Origin of the sequence: Candidatus Formimonas warabiya (assembly GCF_002777255.1) — a bacterium.
GTDB lineage: Bacteria > Bacillota > Dehalobacteriia > Dehalobacteriales > Dehalobacteriaceae > Formimonas > Formimonas warabiya.
The window spans coordinates 5,642,583-5,658,609 of record NZ_CP017634.1 but is presented as its reverse complement, the minus strand read 5'-3'; the positions used below and the strand labels follow the sequence as shown (position 1 = coordinate 5,658,609).

The 16,027-nt window shown below is 43.5% G+C and carries 12 protein-coding genes; 1 reads left to right on the top strand and 11 read right to left on the bottom strand.

Going from position 1 to position 16,027, the window contains the following annotated elements:
- Window positions 1-37: 37 nt before the first annotated feature.
- The 8 genes from DCMF_RS25560 to DCMF_RS25525 form a co-directional block, all read right to left on the bottom strand.
- Entirely contained in the window at window positions 38-343 is a 306-nt protein-coding gene (locus DCMF_RS25560) for a (2Fe-2S)-binding protein (protein ID WP_148137052.1), read from the bottom strand.
- A complete protein-coding gene (locus DCMF_RS25555) occupies window positions 327-542 on the bottom strand; it encodes a hypothetical protein (RefSeq protein ID WP_148137051.1) in 216 nt (71 codons plus the stop codon). Before DCMF_RS25555 ends, DCMF_RS25560 begins: the two co-directional genes overlap by 17 nt.
- A gap of 23 nt (window positions 543-565) precedes the next feature.
- Complete coding sequence (locus DCMF_RS30385) at window positions 566-1,552, bottom strand: xanthine dehydrogenase family protein molybdopterin-binding subunit (protein ID WP_148137050.1); 987 nt, start codon at window positions 1,550-1,552, stop codon at window positions 566-568.
- Window positions 1,553-2,827, bottom strand: a complete 1,275-nt coding sequence (locus DCMF_RS30380) for a xanthine dehydrogenase family protein molybdopterin-binding subunit (RefSeq protein ID WP_148137049.1) — start codon at window positions 2,825-2,827, stop codon at window positions 1,553-1,555.
- Complete coding sequence (locus DCMF_RS25540; RefSeq protein ID WP_148137048.1) at window positions 2,827-3,294, bottom strand: (2Fe-2S)-binding protein; 468 nt, start codon at window positions 3,292-3,294, stop codon at window positions 2,827-2,829. The genes DCMF_RS30380 and DCMF_RS25540 overlap by 1 nt, the downstream gene beginning before the upstream one ends.
- Window positions 3,295-4,164 carry an FAD binding domain-containing protein gene (locus DCMF_RS25535; protein ID WP_148137047.1) on the bottom strand — a complete coding sequence of 290 codons (870 nt, stop codon included), beginning with the start codon at window positions 4,162-4,164 and terminating at the stop codon, window positions 3,295-3,297.
- A gap of 88 nt (window positions 4,165-4,252) precedes the next feature.
- The gene (locus DCMF_RS25530; protein WP_148137046.1) at window positions 4,253-5,404 is read right to left on the bottom strand and encodes a 4Fe-4S dicluster-binding protein; all 1,152 of its coding nucleotides are present in this window, start codon (window positions 5,402-5,404) and stop codon (window positions 4,253-4,255) included.
- Between the two features lie 248 nt (window positions 5,405-5,652).
- The gene (locus tag DCMF_RS25525; RefSeq protein ID WP_148137045.1) at window positions 5,653-7,314 is read right to left on the bottom strand and encodes a PucR family transcriptional regulator; all 1,662 of its coding nucleotides are present in this window, start codon (window positions 7,312-7,314) and stop codon (window positions 5,653-5,655) included.
- Between the two features lie 411 nt (window positions 7,315-7,725).
- Between DCMF_RS25525 and DCMF_RS25520 the strand changes: the two genes are divergently transcribed.
- Window positions 7,726-8,988 (top strand): ArgE/DapE family deacylase, encoded by a 1,263-nt coding sequence (locus DCMF_RS25520; RefSeq protein ID WP_148137044.1) that lies wholly within the window; start codon window positions 7,726-7,728, stop codon window positions 8,986-8,988.
- A gap of 221 nt (window positions 8,989-9,209) precedes the next feature.
- On the opposite strand, the gene DCMF_RS25515 is transcribed toward DCMF_RS25520, so the two are convergent.
- The 3 genes from DCMF_RS25515 to DCMF_RS25505 all read right to left on the bottom strand — a co-directional run bounded on the left by DCMF_RS25515 (window position 9,210) and on the right by DCMF_RS25505 (window position 15,730).
- The gene (locus tag DCMF_RS25515; RefSeq protein WP_148137043.1) at window positions 9,210-10,958 is read right to left on the bottom strand and encodes a TIGR03768 family metallophosphoesterase; all 1,749 of its coding nucleotides are present in this window, start codon (window positions 10,956-10,958) and stop codon (window positions 9,210-9,212) included.
- Window positions 10,959-11,504: 546 nt separating this feature from the next.
- Window positions 11,505-14,828, bottom strand: coding sequence for an S-layer homology domain-containing protein (locus DCMF_RS25510; protein WP_148137042.1), 3,324 nt, complete (start codon window positions 14,826-14,828; stop codon window positions 11,505-11,507).
- 128 nt (window positions 14,829-14,956) lie between these two features.
- Window positions 14,957-15,730 carry a hypothetical protein gene (locus DCMF_RS25505; RefSeq protein WP_148137041.1) on the bottom strand — a complete coding sequence of 258 codons (774 nt, stop codon included), beginning with the start codon at window positions 15,728-15,730 and terminating at the stop codon, window positions 14,957-14,959.
- Window positions 15,731-16,027 lie beyond the last annotated feature (297 nt).

The following is a 16,027-nucleotide window of genomic DNA, read 5'->3' as shown; positions in this document are numbered from 1 at the left end:
AAGGCACCCCCATTCACGATAATTAATCAGTGTTAAATCATGATATCTCTTTTTGATTCTGAATCAATATTTTACTTGCCAAAAGAATTGCTTCAACAATTTTCTCATATCCTGTACACCTGCAAAGATTCCCTGTTATGCTTTCTTTAGCTTCTTGTAGAGAAGGTACAGGATTTTTGTCAAGTAATTCTTTTGCCGACATAATCATACCTGGTGTACAGTAACCGCATTGTATAGCACCTACATCAACAAAAGCCTTTTGTATTTCATTTATTTTTTGGTCGTTTCGTAGTCCTTCAATCGTAGTCACTTCTTTTCCATCAAGTCTAATTGTTAATAACAACCACGACCAACCACTTTTTCACCTCGCTTACTCCTAAACTAAGTGCTCTTTTCACCAACACCTGTACCAAATGCTTTCTATAATCTCCACTAGCACGGAGATCACTAATTGGCCTTGTACTCATCATTGCTAATTGTGCAGCTTTAGAAATGGTATTTTCATTTAATTCTTTATTATGAATATCAAGTTGTTTCAGCAACCTATTTACATTCGAACACTAGCCTATTTAAGTTTTGTCAATTCATATAGAACTTTCTCCGGTGTTATGGGTAGACTTGTTATTCTTATACCGACTGCATCATACACGGCATTTACAATGGCAGGTGCAGTAGGAATAATGGGTCCTTCGCCAAGCCCCTTGGCACCAAATGGCCCTCTAGGATCCGGTTCCTCCACAATATAAGTTACTATTTCAGGCGCATCCTGGGACGTGGGTATCAGGTATTTGGTAAAGGAAGGGGTAAGAGTCTTTCCCTCTTTTAAGATTATTTCCTCCATGACGGCATAACCCATTCCTTGCACTACCCCACCTTCAATCTGCTGCTCAACATTCTTGGGATTTATTGCTTTCCCGCAATCGTGGGCAGCGCCGATCCTCAGTACTGTAACTTCGCCGGTTTCCGTATCTACTTCCACATCTGCCACTTGGGTACCATAAATATAATGAGAATAAGCATTGCCCTGATTTGTTACTGGGTCAACATCCGCAGTGGTATTATCATAAAAAGCAAATCCAATAAATTGTTTTCCTCGCTGGTGCATTTGCCGCGCAAGCTCGGAAAATTTGAGCACTTTACTTTCATCGGTTTTACAACTAACTACGCCTACTTTAATTACAATGTCCGCCGGTTCACACGCAAAAATTTCTGCGGCTAATTTAACAAAATGCTGTTTTACGTCTGCCGCTGCTCTTTTGACAGCGTTTCCGGAAACATAGGTTTGACGGCTGGCTGTACTGGCCAGTGCATCTGGAGTTACCGCAGTGTCGGCGCTGATAATCCGGACATCTTCGTAGCAGATACCCAGTTCTTCCACAGCAATCTGACAGAGTACCGTATCAGATCCTTGCCCCAGATCACACGCCCCGCTTAGGACAGTTACCGTCCCGTCATCAGCCACTTCCACATAGGCTGCGGAATGGTCCGGTCGGTTAAAACCATAGCCCACCCCATAAAGGTAACATCCTATCCCTCGACCTCTTTTTTTCACCTACCTGACACCTCCTTCTAAATCATAGGCTTCCATATGATCTCTTGCTCTTAAAAGGGTGTCATAAAAACCTAATCCCTGCTCAAATGATTGACCGGTTGCGTTGGCTAATCCAGGTTTCAAAGCATTTTTCATGCGGATTTCCAAGGGGCTGATACCCAGCTTTTCCGCCAGAATATCCATCTGAGACTCATGGGCAAAAGATGCTTGCAAGATGCCAAAACCACGGAAGGGTCCGCATATGGTGTTATTTGTATAAACCGCATAAGTATCCACGGCAACATTAGGTACAAAGTAGGGCCCGGCTAAGTGCAAACCGGTTTTCTTGGTGATAAAATGTCCAATAGAGCAATAGGCTCCTTTATCACTGTGCACTGTGCCTTCCACAGCCATTAAGATGCCGTCTTTAGTGGCTCCAGTTTTAATCCAAATTTTCATAGGATGTCTTTTCGTGGAACAGATTATGGATTCGTGCCTTGACCAGACAACTTTTACAGGTCGACCTGTTTTGAGCGCCAGCAATGCTGCCTGGATCTCAGTGGTAATGTCGTCTTTACCACCAAAAGCACCACCGGTCACCATTTGGATCACTCTAACTTTATTCACCGGCATATTGACCACAGGAGCTATCTGGCGTCTATCTCGGAAAACATACTGGGTGGAGGTCCAAACATTTAAGATTCCATCACACCCCAGATAGGCCACTGATGTTTCCGGTTCGATATAGGCATGTTCAACTCGTTGGGTCTCGTAAACATTTTCCACAATGAGATCACTCTTGGCAAAACCCTCCTCTACATTCCCTTTTCTCACCTGAGTATGCTGCAGAAGGTTTCCCTTCTCATGGACTTTTGGTGCTCCTTCTCTCAGAGCATCTTCAATGGTGAAAACACCCGGTAATTCCTCATATTCAACCTTGATTTTCAATAAGGCTTCTGCCGCTAAATCACTGGAGTCTGCGGCAACAAGCGCTACTGCATCCCCCATCATCCTTACCCTATCCCGGGCTAAAACCGGCTGATCCTGGATTGCCAAGCCGAATATGTTGATCCCGGGGATGTCTTTGGCTGTTAATACAGCATGTACACCTGGCATCGCTTCAGCAGCAGCAGTATCAATGCTGATGATCCTGGCATGGGGATAAGCACTGCGCAGAGCTTTACCATGCAGCAAGCCTTCAAACTTCATGTCTCCGGTATATAAGGCTTTGCCGACAGCTTTTGCTTCTGAATCTTTTTTTTCCAGACCTTGACCGACGACAGCAAAGTTATCCATTATTTTTCACCTCCGGAGCAAACAGCTTGAATAGCCTCCACTATCTTTTTGTAGCCTGTGCAACGGCACAGGTTACCCGACATACCGCGGCGGATTTCTTCTTCACTAGGGTTAGGGTTACTGTCTAAGAGAGCCTTGGCCGATAAAATCATACCCGGTGTACAATAACCGCATTGAATAGCACCTTGATCAATAAAAGCTCTTTGGAGAGGATGTAGTTCCCGACCATTGTTAATGCCTTCAATGGTGGTAATCGCCTTACCCTGCACCTGGCCTACCAAAACTAAGCAGGAGTCAATGGGTTTGCCATCAATAAGAACTGTACAAGCCCCACATTCCCCTTCCCCGCATCCTTCTTTGGTTCCGGTTAGACCCAGCACGTCACGGATCACATCCAACAGGCGCATTTCAGGAGGAATCTCTACTTCTTTAAGGTTGCCATTAATTGTAAAACTGATTTTTTTCATTTAAAACACCCCCAGATCTGCTTTTATCTTCTGAAGGGCTTGTGACAATGCTGCTTTGGCAATGGTCTTTTTGTATGGCGCAGTCGGCCTTGTCCCCAGCTTTGCCGCCACCACTTCCGATAATAAAAGACAAGCAGCTGTAATCGTATCATCATTTAGGAGTTTCCCCTGCAAAAATTCCTCGACCTGGGGCACTCGGTAAGCGGTAACCCCTACTGCTCCCAGACCCAAGGCTGCCTTTTCGATTTTTCCGTCATCGGCAAGTTTTAGGGTTAAAGCTAAGTTCAGCCGTGCGATAGCCAGGGCTTTTCTCCGCCCTAGCTTCACAAATGCCATGAACGTATTTTTCGGGGGGTTCGGGACAATGATTTTAGTTAAAATTTCATCCGGCATTAGATTTGTTCGATTGACGCCTACCAAAACATCTCCAACCGGGACTTCTTTCTGAGCATCAACTTTTTGCAGCCTCACTTTTGCCTCTAGGGCGAGAAGTGCCGGCAAACTATCTGCCGCTGCAGCGGCGTTGGCGATATTACCCCCAATCGTGGCGGCATTCCTGATCTGAGGCGCCCCGACTGCGCCGGCTGCTTTAGCTAACAAGGGAATATACTTCTGAATCAAGTGGTCACGCTCTATTTCGGCAAAGGTAACCATACTGCCAATCTCCAGATTCTCTCCGTTTTGACCAACCACCTTGAGCTCGGCGACATTTGCCAAATCAACGATGTAATCGGTCGTGACAGTTCTTTCTCTCATTTGTATGATCAGATCTGTCCCCCCTGCCAAAAGCTTGGTTACATTAGGGGACTTAGCCAAACAGCTTAGTGCTTCATCTACTGTCAATGGCTGATAATAGTCCAAAACACACAAAATGCGTACCTCCTTTGTTCTTCAATTTGGCTTCAGGGGTTCTCAATCATGAAATTGCACTGTTTAATCTTGCATCCAAACTTTTCCTTTACACGAATTGGATTGCTTGTGTCGGACACCACTGGGGGCATAGTCCGCACCCGTCACAATCGGTTTCCTTCACACAATGCGCGTTATCTCCGGCTGATATTGCCCGATAGAAGCATACTCTCATGCAGGTGCCGCAATTATTGCATTTATCGGGATCAATCTGAGCATGCTTTGAAGGCAATTTAGCTAATTCCTCTACCGGGGCAATATGGGGCAGAGCAATACCACGAATTTCATCCAAAGATTGATAGCCTTTTTGATCCATCCAGTTTTCCAGATCTTTCAGGATCTTAGTGATAATGTTATAGCCATTCCACATGACCGCCGTGCACGTCTGAACCGTCGTGGCACCCAGCATGATGTACTCGACAATTTCTTTGAAGCTCATTACTCCACCGATTGCAGAAATCGGTATCTTAACCGCTCGTGCAACTTCCGATAAATGACGCATAATCACCGGTTTAATAGCCGGACCTGAATAGCCGCCATATCCTCTCAGCAAGGGCATTCCGGTTTCTATGTCAACCCCCGCGAAGGAACGAATAGAGTTGCTGATCACGACACCATCGCCCCCGCCTTCTTTAACCGCGCTGGCAATCTCCACCATGTCGGAAACATTTGGCGTCAATTTAACCGTTAAAGGTAATTTAGCTACGCTCTTGGCCGCTTTAGTTTGTTCATAGGTCAATTTCGCGTTTTTCCCAATATGCATGCCAACGGTGGATGCCGGCATGGGGCAAGATACATTCAATTCCAAGATGTCTGCCATACCAGCATCTTGAATTTCCTGAACCAGCTTAGCGGTTTCTTCCGGCTGGGGCATCGCTAAAATGCTGATCTGCATCGCCGCCCCACCCTCTTTAGCAATGGCTAACTCTTTTTCAATCCAAGCTTCTCTTGCCATGGTGGTAAAAAGTTCTAGATTAACCATGCCGATGGGCTTTCCCCCGTGCTTAATCAACTGAAGCCGCCCATTGCAGGGATGGGCCGCCCAGTCCTGTACCGGGCCAATGGTCTTGGGAACTACACCTCCTATACCGGCTAATCCCGCCCTTTTTAACCCTTCTCCGTCCCAACCCGGGGTCGCTGAAGCTAAAACCAAGGGGTTCCTAAATTCCACTCCAGCAAAATTCACTCGTAAATCTGTCATTGTTTTTCACTCCTCCAAATTTTGTAACCTATCCCAATTTTTCTTAAATGTATTAAGCCTATTTAATAACGAAACATTGGGCGAAAAGAACAATGCGTCGATTGCTGATTGATCACCTTTGCTCTTATAAAATCACTTCGCCGATTCGATTCCTTCAACCTTTAGACTAAAATTACAAAAACTATTAAAAAAAATTGTATTCAGAGGAGTTTTACCTAAGTTAATTTGTTGTTAGGATAAATAAATATCTATTCGATCAAATACTGCAGTTTTAAACACAATTGTAAATTGAACCGGTCCTCCGGGTTGCTAAATTTTAGCCCGGTAATTTCTTCAATTTTTTTTACACGATAAATTACAGAATTTTTGTGAATATAGAGATCCTTTGCTGTACGATTTAGATTACAATCATTTTTAAAATAGCTGATTAATGTATGTACCATGTTCGAATGATTTTGATCATCATACTGCTTTAATTTGCCGACAATTTCATCATGAAAAGTTTTCATCGTTTCTGAACCTTTGAGTTCATAGAGGAAGCGATATAGGCCCAATTCTTGAAAAAAAACCACCTTTTCTCCACCATTCAGATACTGTTCTACTTTGAGGGATGTTTCTGCTTCCTCATATGAATTTTTTATATTGCGTACACCTTTGTACGGCTTACCAACCCCCACAGAAATATTGATTTTAGGAAATCTTGTCTTGATGTTCCTGATAATCTCTTGTAATTTTTGACGCAAAACTTTTTCGTGTCCTTCCCCCTCCATCCTAATAAGCCCAATAAGACAATTACTTTTCATATGCAGCATTACACCACCGGGATAGCTTAAAAAGGCATGATGCACATTTTCAAAAATATAGCTCTTGATTTCCTGAATGTGATTTTCTTGATGATTTGTCTGGTAGATAACGTACTTTTCAAAATGATCAATGTTAATAATAAAAACCGCCAATTTTACATTCAAATTAAAATTCAAGAAACTTGCCCGTCTGATTACTGCCTCTTCTAGGGAAAAATTTTCGGAAATTAAATCTTCCAACAGATCGCCTCTTACTTTTCTTTCCGCTTCAAATACTGCCTTTTCTTTGCTGAATTCCAAAGCAGAAATAGTTCCCGCATACTCTAATGCAAATAAGCCTTGATCATCAAGGCTTATTCCATCTTCCAATACCAATAAATATCCTGCTATACAGTTATCCGCTTGAACCGGCACCAGCACCACGTCGTGTTGTTGTCCTTTAAATTCCGACTTAATCCGGCGCGACCGGTTGGGGGGGTAGTTCAATAAATCCTGATCAATTTGCAGCCATGCTTCAGTTAAGTCTATAAAAGAAAAATTCTGTTCAGGCTTTAACCCGCAGACATAGTTTATAATATTGCCTGATTTGTCAAGGATATAAACAGGTTTACCCAATAAATCATAAAGTGCTTGACAGATGCTTAAAAAACCACCTCCTGACAAAAGTGCCTCTAACAAACAATTATGGATTTGTTCATGACGCTTTAATTGACTTAGTTGACCACTAATCAAAATTTCAAAAATCGGCAGCATAAAATCCATGTAAGGTGCGTCCGGAGGAAGCTGTAGCAAAGGTAGACCTACTTCATTAGCATATTCAATCATGTCCTGGGGAACTTCAGAAAAGTATTGCCCTGGTTTTATGCCAAAAGCAGCAACATGCTTTTGGGCTAAATCATAGATTAGTTTTTTGCGTGAGTTGGGATTGTCTTTAAAAGCAAATCCCGCAGTAACTAGCAATTCTCCCCCTTTCATCCATCTTGTTACCTCAGGTACTTCCATGATATTAACAAAGAGAATCTGATTATCTAAACCCTGGTACCCGGCAACCACCACTGCATCTTTCAATTTTCCAATTTTCAATGCTTGTCGTACCGTTAATCCCATGTATACCACCCTATATTTATTATTTCCACTATTAATGCTACCCGATTATTAAACAGAAACTCTCAGACAATTCCCCAATTCTTTTTTAACTACGCAGGTATAAAAGTTAGTGCATAAATCATCTTTATTACCCTCTCTTCTTCAATAAAAATATTGCATCATCTCTAATTTTTTGAATTTTGACATGATTGATTAAACCCCTTTGTTATACTGGTACATTTTTTTGCGGTTTCTTTTGTTATTTTGGTACAAATAGGTAGAGCTACCGCTCATCCATATCCAACGGACACGCCTTAAAGTAAAAATGTATTAAAAAAAGCGTTATAAATTGTATCATTGGTACAAAGGGGCCAATTGCTTTTTGAGCGAAAAATAAAGTCTAATAAGTATTTTGGAAGGGGATACTAACTTATGGACAAAAATCAACGCATAAATAAATGGATCGAAGAAAATCGGACAACCGTCGTGCACTTTCTCCAGGATCTAATTCGTGTTCCAAGCGTAACCGGAGAGGAAGGACCCATACAACAGTTGATTTCCGACCACCTGGAAAAAATGGGTCTTCAGGTTGATATTTTTGAGCCATCCCTGGATGCTTTAAGGCAACATCCCGCTTTTGTGGAAGTTTCACGTGGATATGCAGGCCGGCCTAACGTAGTTGGAGTCCTTAAGGGATCAGGGGGAGGGAAGTCTCTGCTCTTCAACGGACACGTGGACGTAATTCCTGCAGGAGCACAGGAAAGCTGGGAGCATGGCAGCTGGTCCGGCGATATTGTGGATGGCTGTCTTTATGGACGTGGAGCATCGGACATGAAGTCGGGACTTGCGGCCATGACAATAGCGGTCAAGGCGGTTGTGGAATCCGGGATCCGGCTTCGGGGAGACGTTATCTTGGAATACACGGTGGATGAGGAACTTTCAGGCAATGGTACCCTGGCCTGTGTAATGAGAGGGTACAAGGCTGATGGCGGAATTTGTTGTGAAACTTCCAGCATGCGGGTCCAGCCTGGCTCCATCGGACGCATTTGGTTTGAGATCAAGGTTCAAGGTATGGCTGCTGGTATTCAACGCCGCTGGGAGGGAGTTAACGCAATTGAGAAGGGTTACATAGTTACACAGGCAGTGGCTGAGTTCGAACGGATAAGGGTAAAACGGTTAAGTCATCCCTTGTATCCGGATATTCTAGGCGCCATCCCTTGCATGGTGGGTGTATTCGAAAGTGGCTCTTACCATAGTGCCTTCCCGGACAGCTGCCTTTTGAAAGGATCGATGGCTACCATTCCCGGAGAGAATTCGGCGGCGGTCAAGGCAGAGTTCGTCGAATTTATCCGCAATAAGGTTTCCAGCGACCCCTGGCTGAAAGAGCATCCTCCTGAGATTATCTTTACCGGATACTTTGCCGAACCATCCGAAATCCCTGTAGACAGCCCCATAGTTCAGACTCTCAGCCGGAATTTTCTCAAAGTTATGGAAAAAGAGCCTGTTATAACTGGTCGCGAAGGAGCCGCAGACATTCGTTTTATGAACCAGTACGGTAATACCCCCACAGTCATTTTTGGGCCGGGAATGACCGAACAAATGCACGCCAATAACGAGTGGGTCAACATAAATGATCTCATTCAGAGTACAAAGATTTTAGCCTATACCATTTTAGAATGGTGCCAATTCGATTGAACCATACCTTTTAAAGCCCCGTAACCATCAGGTTCTCGGGGTTCTTCACGTCATAGTCATTTGCAGGATTCAATAAAAAGAACCGCCAATTTTGCCAACGGTTCTTCGTGTTAAATTTGGGGGAGACGGAACTTGAACCCATATGGTTGCCCACACGCCCCTCAAACGTGCGTGTCTGCCAGTTCCGCCACTCCGACACAAAAATAAAAACTGTCCCTGAACTAGAATTTACTTGATACAGGTGTTCCGTATTTCCGCAGCTTATCCTGCATATCAGGACTTAATTGTTTAACAAGCTCTGCATTATACGAACCAGATGGCAAATAATTTAGGTTATTCTTAACTAGCTGTTGAGTCGCGATTGAATAAGAACGCGATATCGCAGCCAGCGACCCGTTTTTGACTGCTGTATCAACGTTGGTCGTAAAAATTGATACAGTATTGTCGCTGTTTCGGACAATATCGAAAGTTCGGAACTGCTGTGGAAAGTCTCTTAATGATGAAGTTTCAACCAGCCAGAATCCGAGTTCAGGACGGCTGGCGTCAGGTGATTTATATGCGGTAACTGTATTTTGATGATAATGTCCCGATAACCACATCATGAGGTTTGGATAGGTATTCAGTTTGGAAATCAATCTCTCCTTGGTTACAGGAGAATGACCTTTTACGCCTATAAGATATATCGGTATGTGCGAAGAGATAATCATAAGCTTACCTTCCGTCTGACCCTCATCGAGCTCACTGACGAGCCAGTTAAAACGTTCCTCGTCAAGAGACCCCTGCTCATGAATATCGAAATCAGGCTCCATTTGATTATCATCAAGCACAATAACCTTAATGGGTATATTTGACTTCGGTTCAAAGCTATAACATGCAAAACCTTTGTCAATATTGGCCTCCGTAAAACCGTGCCCCACCGGTTTTGAAGCTGTTTTAAGAAATTCACTCATCCACTCATTTCTAGTGAGCGGACAACGGTTTGGATCGGCGGCAAGAACCCTTGGCGGGGTTTTGAAGTCCTTGACAGGTCCTACACCTATAACATCACCGTAACGTGTCCGACCGTCAATCGAACCCATATAGGTGCCACGGCTATCCATGCCGAGAGGATCGTTAAATATATCTCCAACGTTGAGGATCTCCTCACCGACATAAACCTTGCGAAGGTAATCATCCAGCGGGCCGACGCCCATATGTAATTGATCATGATTGCCGAGAGTCTGATACCAGGGAATGGTCTTATCTAGGCCTGCCGCCTTGAATTTATCCTGGTAATCATTATATGGACCTGGGACAGGGTCATCCTTGACTCCTGAGTCCGGATTTATCTCTTTGCCATCAAGAACATCAATATACCATCTCAATTCGTTATACTGCATATTGTTGATGGCATCACCTAGAAAGATTCCAAAATCAAAAGGAGTTTTTTTGTGAATGGCGTTTATCGTCTGGACAGCTGCATCTAGTACTTGAGTTGAATACATAATAACAGGAGAATATGCGGATGAATTTTGTCCTTTGTAGCCTGCGGCAATTGCCTGTGCCGGCGTTTCCTCATCAGTAATATGAATATCAGTCACAGTAAAGAAATTCAAAAGTCCGGCAGTATTTTTTGCAGTTGCACCGGTATATGAACTAGGCATTAAGTCCAGTCGCTTTATTGTCTGGATACCAGGGCCATAGTGCCAGGTGCCATAGCCGTATTTCTTATATTTTGAGACCTCATAAGGAAATATCTTATTAAAAGCCCAACGGGTTACGTCAGGTATCACCGTCTTTTGATGTGTCGTAAAAACATCTGACGCAATCGGATATCCTTTAAGCTCATTCAGACCTTTGTCATCGGCTTCGACCTTTTTTGAATATCCCGACAATGATATTAAGACAATCACGAGAAGCATTAAACATATCTTTTTGTTCCTAAATGTCCTATTAACCAGATCATTAACTATTTTAAATTTCTTTAACATTTTATACCCTCCCTGTTAGTTGTTTGGTTCACTTTTTATCTCCATGGCTTTGTCATTTCTACAAGGAAAAGCCTGCGAATTTTTTACAAATACCAGTTTTTCTTGTTCAGAATTAAAAGACCTATTATTTAGCTTTTCCAATTATTTCATAGATAAAATCTACTGTCAATATTTGTCGAAACTATTTATACTTTACTGGTATGCTATTGAAGAAATCATTAAAAACTTGCCCATATATTACTAGCTTTTAGAATATTCGACTAACTATTGCCCCATTTTTTTATTGCCACGATTCAAATTTTGTTTTACAAAAACAAAAAAACCATGGTATTTACCATAGTTCCTCAAAACTTACCATGTAGTATCTCCCCCGCAAACGTGCGCGTCTGCCGGTTCCGCCACTCCGCTACCCTACATTTGTCATTGTCATCACATATATAGAGGAAAGCCAGGGGCAGGCATATATTCCAACCTGCCCCTGCTTGGTCCTTCGTAAACAAGAAATTTTTTACCAATGGGAATATGCTTAATACAAATCTTGATTAATTACTTTACCACATTTTCGACAAACCGCATCAGGATCACTGCAACTTCAGCCCGGGTAACATTCCCTGTTGGATCGAGCATGCCGTTCCCTTTGCCACTTATTAATCCTACAGCGACCGCCCATTTCATGGCTTCGGTTGCCCAGGAGGATGTATTTCCGTAGTCAATGAAGTTATCCAGGCTAGCCGTGACAGTTACATCATAACCCATGTATTTTGCATAGTTATATAAGATCACCGCCATTTGCTCACGGGTTGCATTGTCAGCGGGGGCAAATTGCACAGCACTATATCCGGAGACTATACCATTGTCTGCCGCCCAAACAGCTGCCTTTTCGTAATAGGCACCGGTGCTGACATCATTAAAAACGCTGACTTTGCCGACATCCGGTTTATTAGCCAGCCGCCATAAGACCGTTGCCAGCATACCGCGGGTCATAGGCACATTGGGGCTAAATGTGGTCTCAGTGGTGCCCGTGAACAGTTTCTTCGAGAAGACAAATTGGGCCGGTTGATTGTACCAATCACCTGAACCAACATCATCAAAAGACATCACATCTTCTGGTTCCATTGGTACTTGCGCTGCAGTTTCTTTAAATACTGCACTTACAGTGATAGCACTGCTGGGCATCGTGAAACTATAAGTACCATCGCTGTTTTTTGTCACATCGACCTCTTCACCGTCTTTATCTGTTACTGTTACACTCTCTATTTCATAGCCTGTATCTGCTGTAACGGTGAAGTGTACCTTGCTGCCGGCCGTTGCTTTTGTATTATCCACTTTAATCTTGCCGTTCTTTACGGTTTCGGTGGTAATATTGTAATTGGTAGGGCTGCTGCTGCCGCCACCGCTGCTGGCACGTCTGACTGTCACTGTAGCAATATCGCTTACGGTTTGTGCTGTACTCACAATATGGTTAGTGTTTGTATTAGTAACGACAACATAGTAATAATCTGTGCCGCTGGACGAAGTGGGCGGAGAATAGGCATCATTTGTCGCGCCGTCTATTGCTTCACCGCCTTCGGTCGATCTAGTGCTATTTTTATACCACTGGTAGCTTAAATTACCGCCGTCCGTTACATTTGCTGCAACAGAAAGGGTTAGGTCGGCATTGATGCGAACTGATTGGTCCTGTGGCTGTGTGGTTATGGTCGGTTTTTCAGCTTCATCATAAGTAGCAACCTTGAAAATAGGCATGCCGATAGTAAGAGGGGCTGAATCAGAAGTTGTGCAGGGGTAGTTAGAACGCACCATATCAGAATTATTAACATTAAAATGATCGTCAAAGAAATTCCAGCTTACCGCACCGTCAACACAAGCAGGTTCCAGCAGCAAGGCTGCCAGGGAGCCGCGGCTCTGGGCTGTGGAGACAACGTAAGTCCCTGGCGGGAATATCTGCGGGGCCGTAGAATTTTTCCAGGAACCTGAGAACGCGTTCATTAAATGCCCTTCATAAAAATTCCTCAGGGTACCTGATGTGGTTGGTGCCGCACTCTGATTTCTTTTTGTTACATCATACCATTGGAAACCACCGGCAGCAATCGTCAAAGGTTTACTTAGACGCGAATATTTGATGCCGTGGTAATCCAGCAGTTGGATGGCTTCTGCGCAATCGCTGTCAATCAGATAGTAGGCGCCCATATTTTCTTCACCGGAAGGAACAAACTGACCGTTATAAGGCACTTCATATTCTTCCGGGCCAGCAAATAAAGTGCCGCAGCGGTCACCCTCGTCATCTATCATATTGAACGAAATGACCCTATTCGTGTCTGGGTCGGCCTCATAACCCAGCACCGTGATATTGTCTAAAAACGTCAGAGTTGAATTCAAGGCGACTTTATCTTCGGGAGCAGAGCCGTTAACAGCGCGGGCTAAAGAGCGCGCATCAGCCTGAGCGATCAAGTCCTTGATATGATCCTTGTCCTCTTGAACGGCGAGCAAAGAACCGTAAATACAGGCATATTGGGTGTCCACGCGCACAGGAAACGGGTCATGGGAATATACCTCCAACAAAAGCGCTAATCTGTTGCGCAAGCCGGCATAGTTGGTGGTATACCGGGGATAATCTTCAAAGGTTGTCCACGGGCTAGTTACGTTATTTGAAGAAAAATTCCCATACGGAACCGCAACCTTGCCTTGTTCCTCGAATAAATATGAATCTTCCCCAATTGCATTTTTGCAGAAGACATCCCGGTTATATGCCATCAAATCCGGGTCGGTATTGGGATGCAGGCCCCAGTTATAAGTAATTGCATGCCGCATATACGAACCGTTTGTAGCATGCGCGTCAATAAAGATCACCGGATCCCATTCATTCATGACATTAACCGCTGCACGGGCTTCTACCGTGTCCAGCTTAGTCATGTCCCTGTTTATATTATAAAAATTATGGGTCTCAGAGTTATCGCTATAAGTAGCTCCCACACTTTCAATATATGGGTTAAGGGCAGCACCAGTGAAGCGGGTGCCAACCATTTTGGGAGTATACTGGGTGCTTATGCGTCTTTTGTCCAGGTTGTCATTGCCGTCGGCATTAAAATTAGGTATGAGCAGAATGACAAGGTCTTCCAAAAGATCATCATGCTCACCCAGAGCCGCTTCCCTGGCAAATATCATCATGGCTTCTTTGCCTTCCACTTCACCGGAGTGGATATTGCAGTTCACCAGCACAACAGCTTTATCCGGGTCCACTTCATCCGGGCTTTCGGGCGCTTCCGGATAGCTCATAATAACCAAAGGCATCTCCCTGCCCTTATAAGTGTCGCCCATGTTAAACATCTTGACGCGATCATCGCTGTTCTCTGCAACTGTTTCATAGAAATCTACGAGATCCGCACTGGAAGTAGTTTCTGTCCAGCCGGATGCTTCAGCGGGTGTCAGCAGCGTGGAGAGAGGGTTCTCCCCTGCCTCTTTTTCTTCCACAGTAACGCAAATTGTATCGCTGGTGACGGTTTCCTCAACAACTCCGTCTATTTGGTATGTGATAACATAGTAGTAATAATATGTGCCGGTTCTGGATGTATCGACAATAAAGTTGTTGCCCATTTGATGGTCTATCTCAGTACCATCAGCAACCGAATCTTCATCGTTCTCATACCACTGGAAGAGAACCTTTTCGCCGTCTCCCAGAGCACGGGGCAGATAATAATCTGAAAAAAGGGTTACCCGGGCACCCTGATAGATCGTTCCGCCATCCTCATAGACGATACGGATAACCGACAGGTCATCAGCATCGGGAAGAAAATCGTTAGCAGCAAAAACAGTGCCCATGCCCAAAATCAAAACCAAGACTACAACCGAGATAATGAATGCAATTTTCTTCATGGTACGTTTCGTTCCCCCCTACTTTTTTTTCGAAACAAAACCCCAAATCTCTGCTAAAACGCAGCCTACACGTGGCAATCTTCTTTGGCAAATATCACCTCCTAAAATCTAAGCGATACCAACAAAGGCTATTCTTCTCGTTCCCGATGAAAAAACGCGCTGCCTTCTATGTGAAGAAGCGTTAAGTCATGCATCCTCCGGACCTGCAACAATTCTTCCGCAATTTTTACTGATGCGCTGTTTTTTAATACGTCTTCGATAAATCGTGTATTACTTTGTAAGAAAGCATACCAGTAATTTTGGACTTCTTGCATCGGATCAATGAAAATCCGATCCATGGTGGAGTTGTTTAACAAAAAATCAGCATATAATAAACGTTTTTCCTCATTAAGCATTTCCTGCGTCTCTTTAACTTCGCCCGGGTCTAAATAAACATAGCGTCCCTGAACCCAACTCTCCAAATCTGTTGCCCGCTGTTCCAGAATAGCGAGCACGATATCCTTATAAATATTAGTTTTACGCTCCTGACCCTCGATGCCGTAAAATACCTTAACGGGTTCATCGAGCTGATTTTTTAACACTCCCGCGTATTTTTCATAATAACTTTGCCACGCGGATTGAGCATTCTTTAATAAAATCTGCTGTGCATCCGGCAAAGAGGCCAAAAGCTTATCATGCGCCAATGTGACGCGGAGCTTCAAAGCATCCTGTTCATTAATGAAGTCTTCCTCAGTCATCTTAAAGGTAGGAGTTTCCGCAGAAGGCTCGTCAAAGTGGACTGCTGCAAGCGGCCATAAATGCGTGCTTGCGGCGGCATATTGCCGCAGAATCAAAAATATGATACAAAAGAAAAGAAAAAAGAACAGATATACCCCGGTTCTATTTTGTAATTTATTGGCCATATTCTAAAGCCTGCCTTCCGATTCAACTTAAAAATATGATTATTTATTCAAACACACACAGCACAGATAATCTTATAATTACGTATTATATGTGTTATTTTCTTTCTTAATTGTAATATTTTGTTATTTTCTTCATGAATATCCATTTTCCTCCTCAATATTGAAATATTTTCATTGTTTTCCATAAATCGGATTTAACCAAAAGAAAAGCCGGCTAAAGTGAACTATCTCACTTCAGTCGGCTGATCTATTTTTTTAATCCAAAAAGTTATCTAAAAAACAAAGGAACCCTGGTCT

Coding starts and splice junctions, on each gene's coding strand:
- DCMF_RS30380 (WP_148137049.1), bottom strand. CDS start 2,827: ATGGATAACTTTGCTGTCGTCGGTCAAGGTCTGGAAAAAAAAGATTCA.
- DCMF_RS25540 (WP_148137048.1), bottom strand. CDS start 3,294: ATGAAAAAAATCAGTTTTACAATTAATGGCAACCTTAAAGAAGTAGAG.
- DCMF_RS25530 (WP_148137046.1), bottom strand. CDS start 5,404: ATGACAGATTTACGAGTGAATTTTGCTGGAGTGGAATTTAGGAACCCC.
- DCMF_RS25525 (WP_148137045.1), bottom strand. CDS start 7,314: ATGGGATTAACGGTACGACAAGCATTGAAAATTGGAAAATTGAAAGAT.
- DCMF_RS25520 (WP_148137044.1), top strand. CDS start 7,726: ATGGACAAAAATCAACGCATAAATAAATGGATCGAAGAAAATCGGACA.
- DCMF_RS25515 (WP_148137043.1), bottom strand. CDS start 10,958: ATGTTAAAGAAATTTAAAATAGTTAATGATCTGGTTAATAGGACATTT.
- DCMF_RS25510 (WP_148137042.1), bottom strand. CDS start 14,828: ATGAAGAAAATTGCATTCATTATCTCGGTTGTAGTCTTGGTTTTGATT.
- DCMF_RS25505 (WP_148137041.1), bottom strand. CDS start 15,730: ATGGCCAATAAATTACAAAATAGAACCGGGGTATATCTGTTCTTTTTT.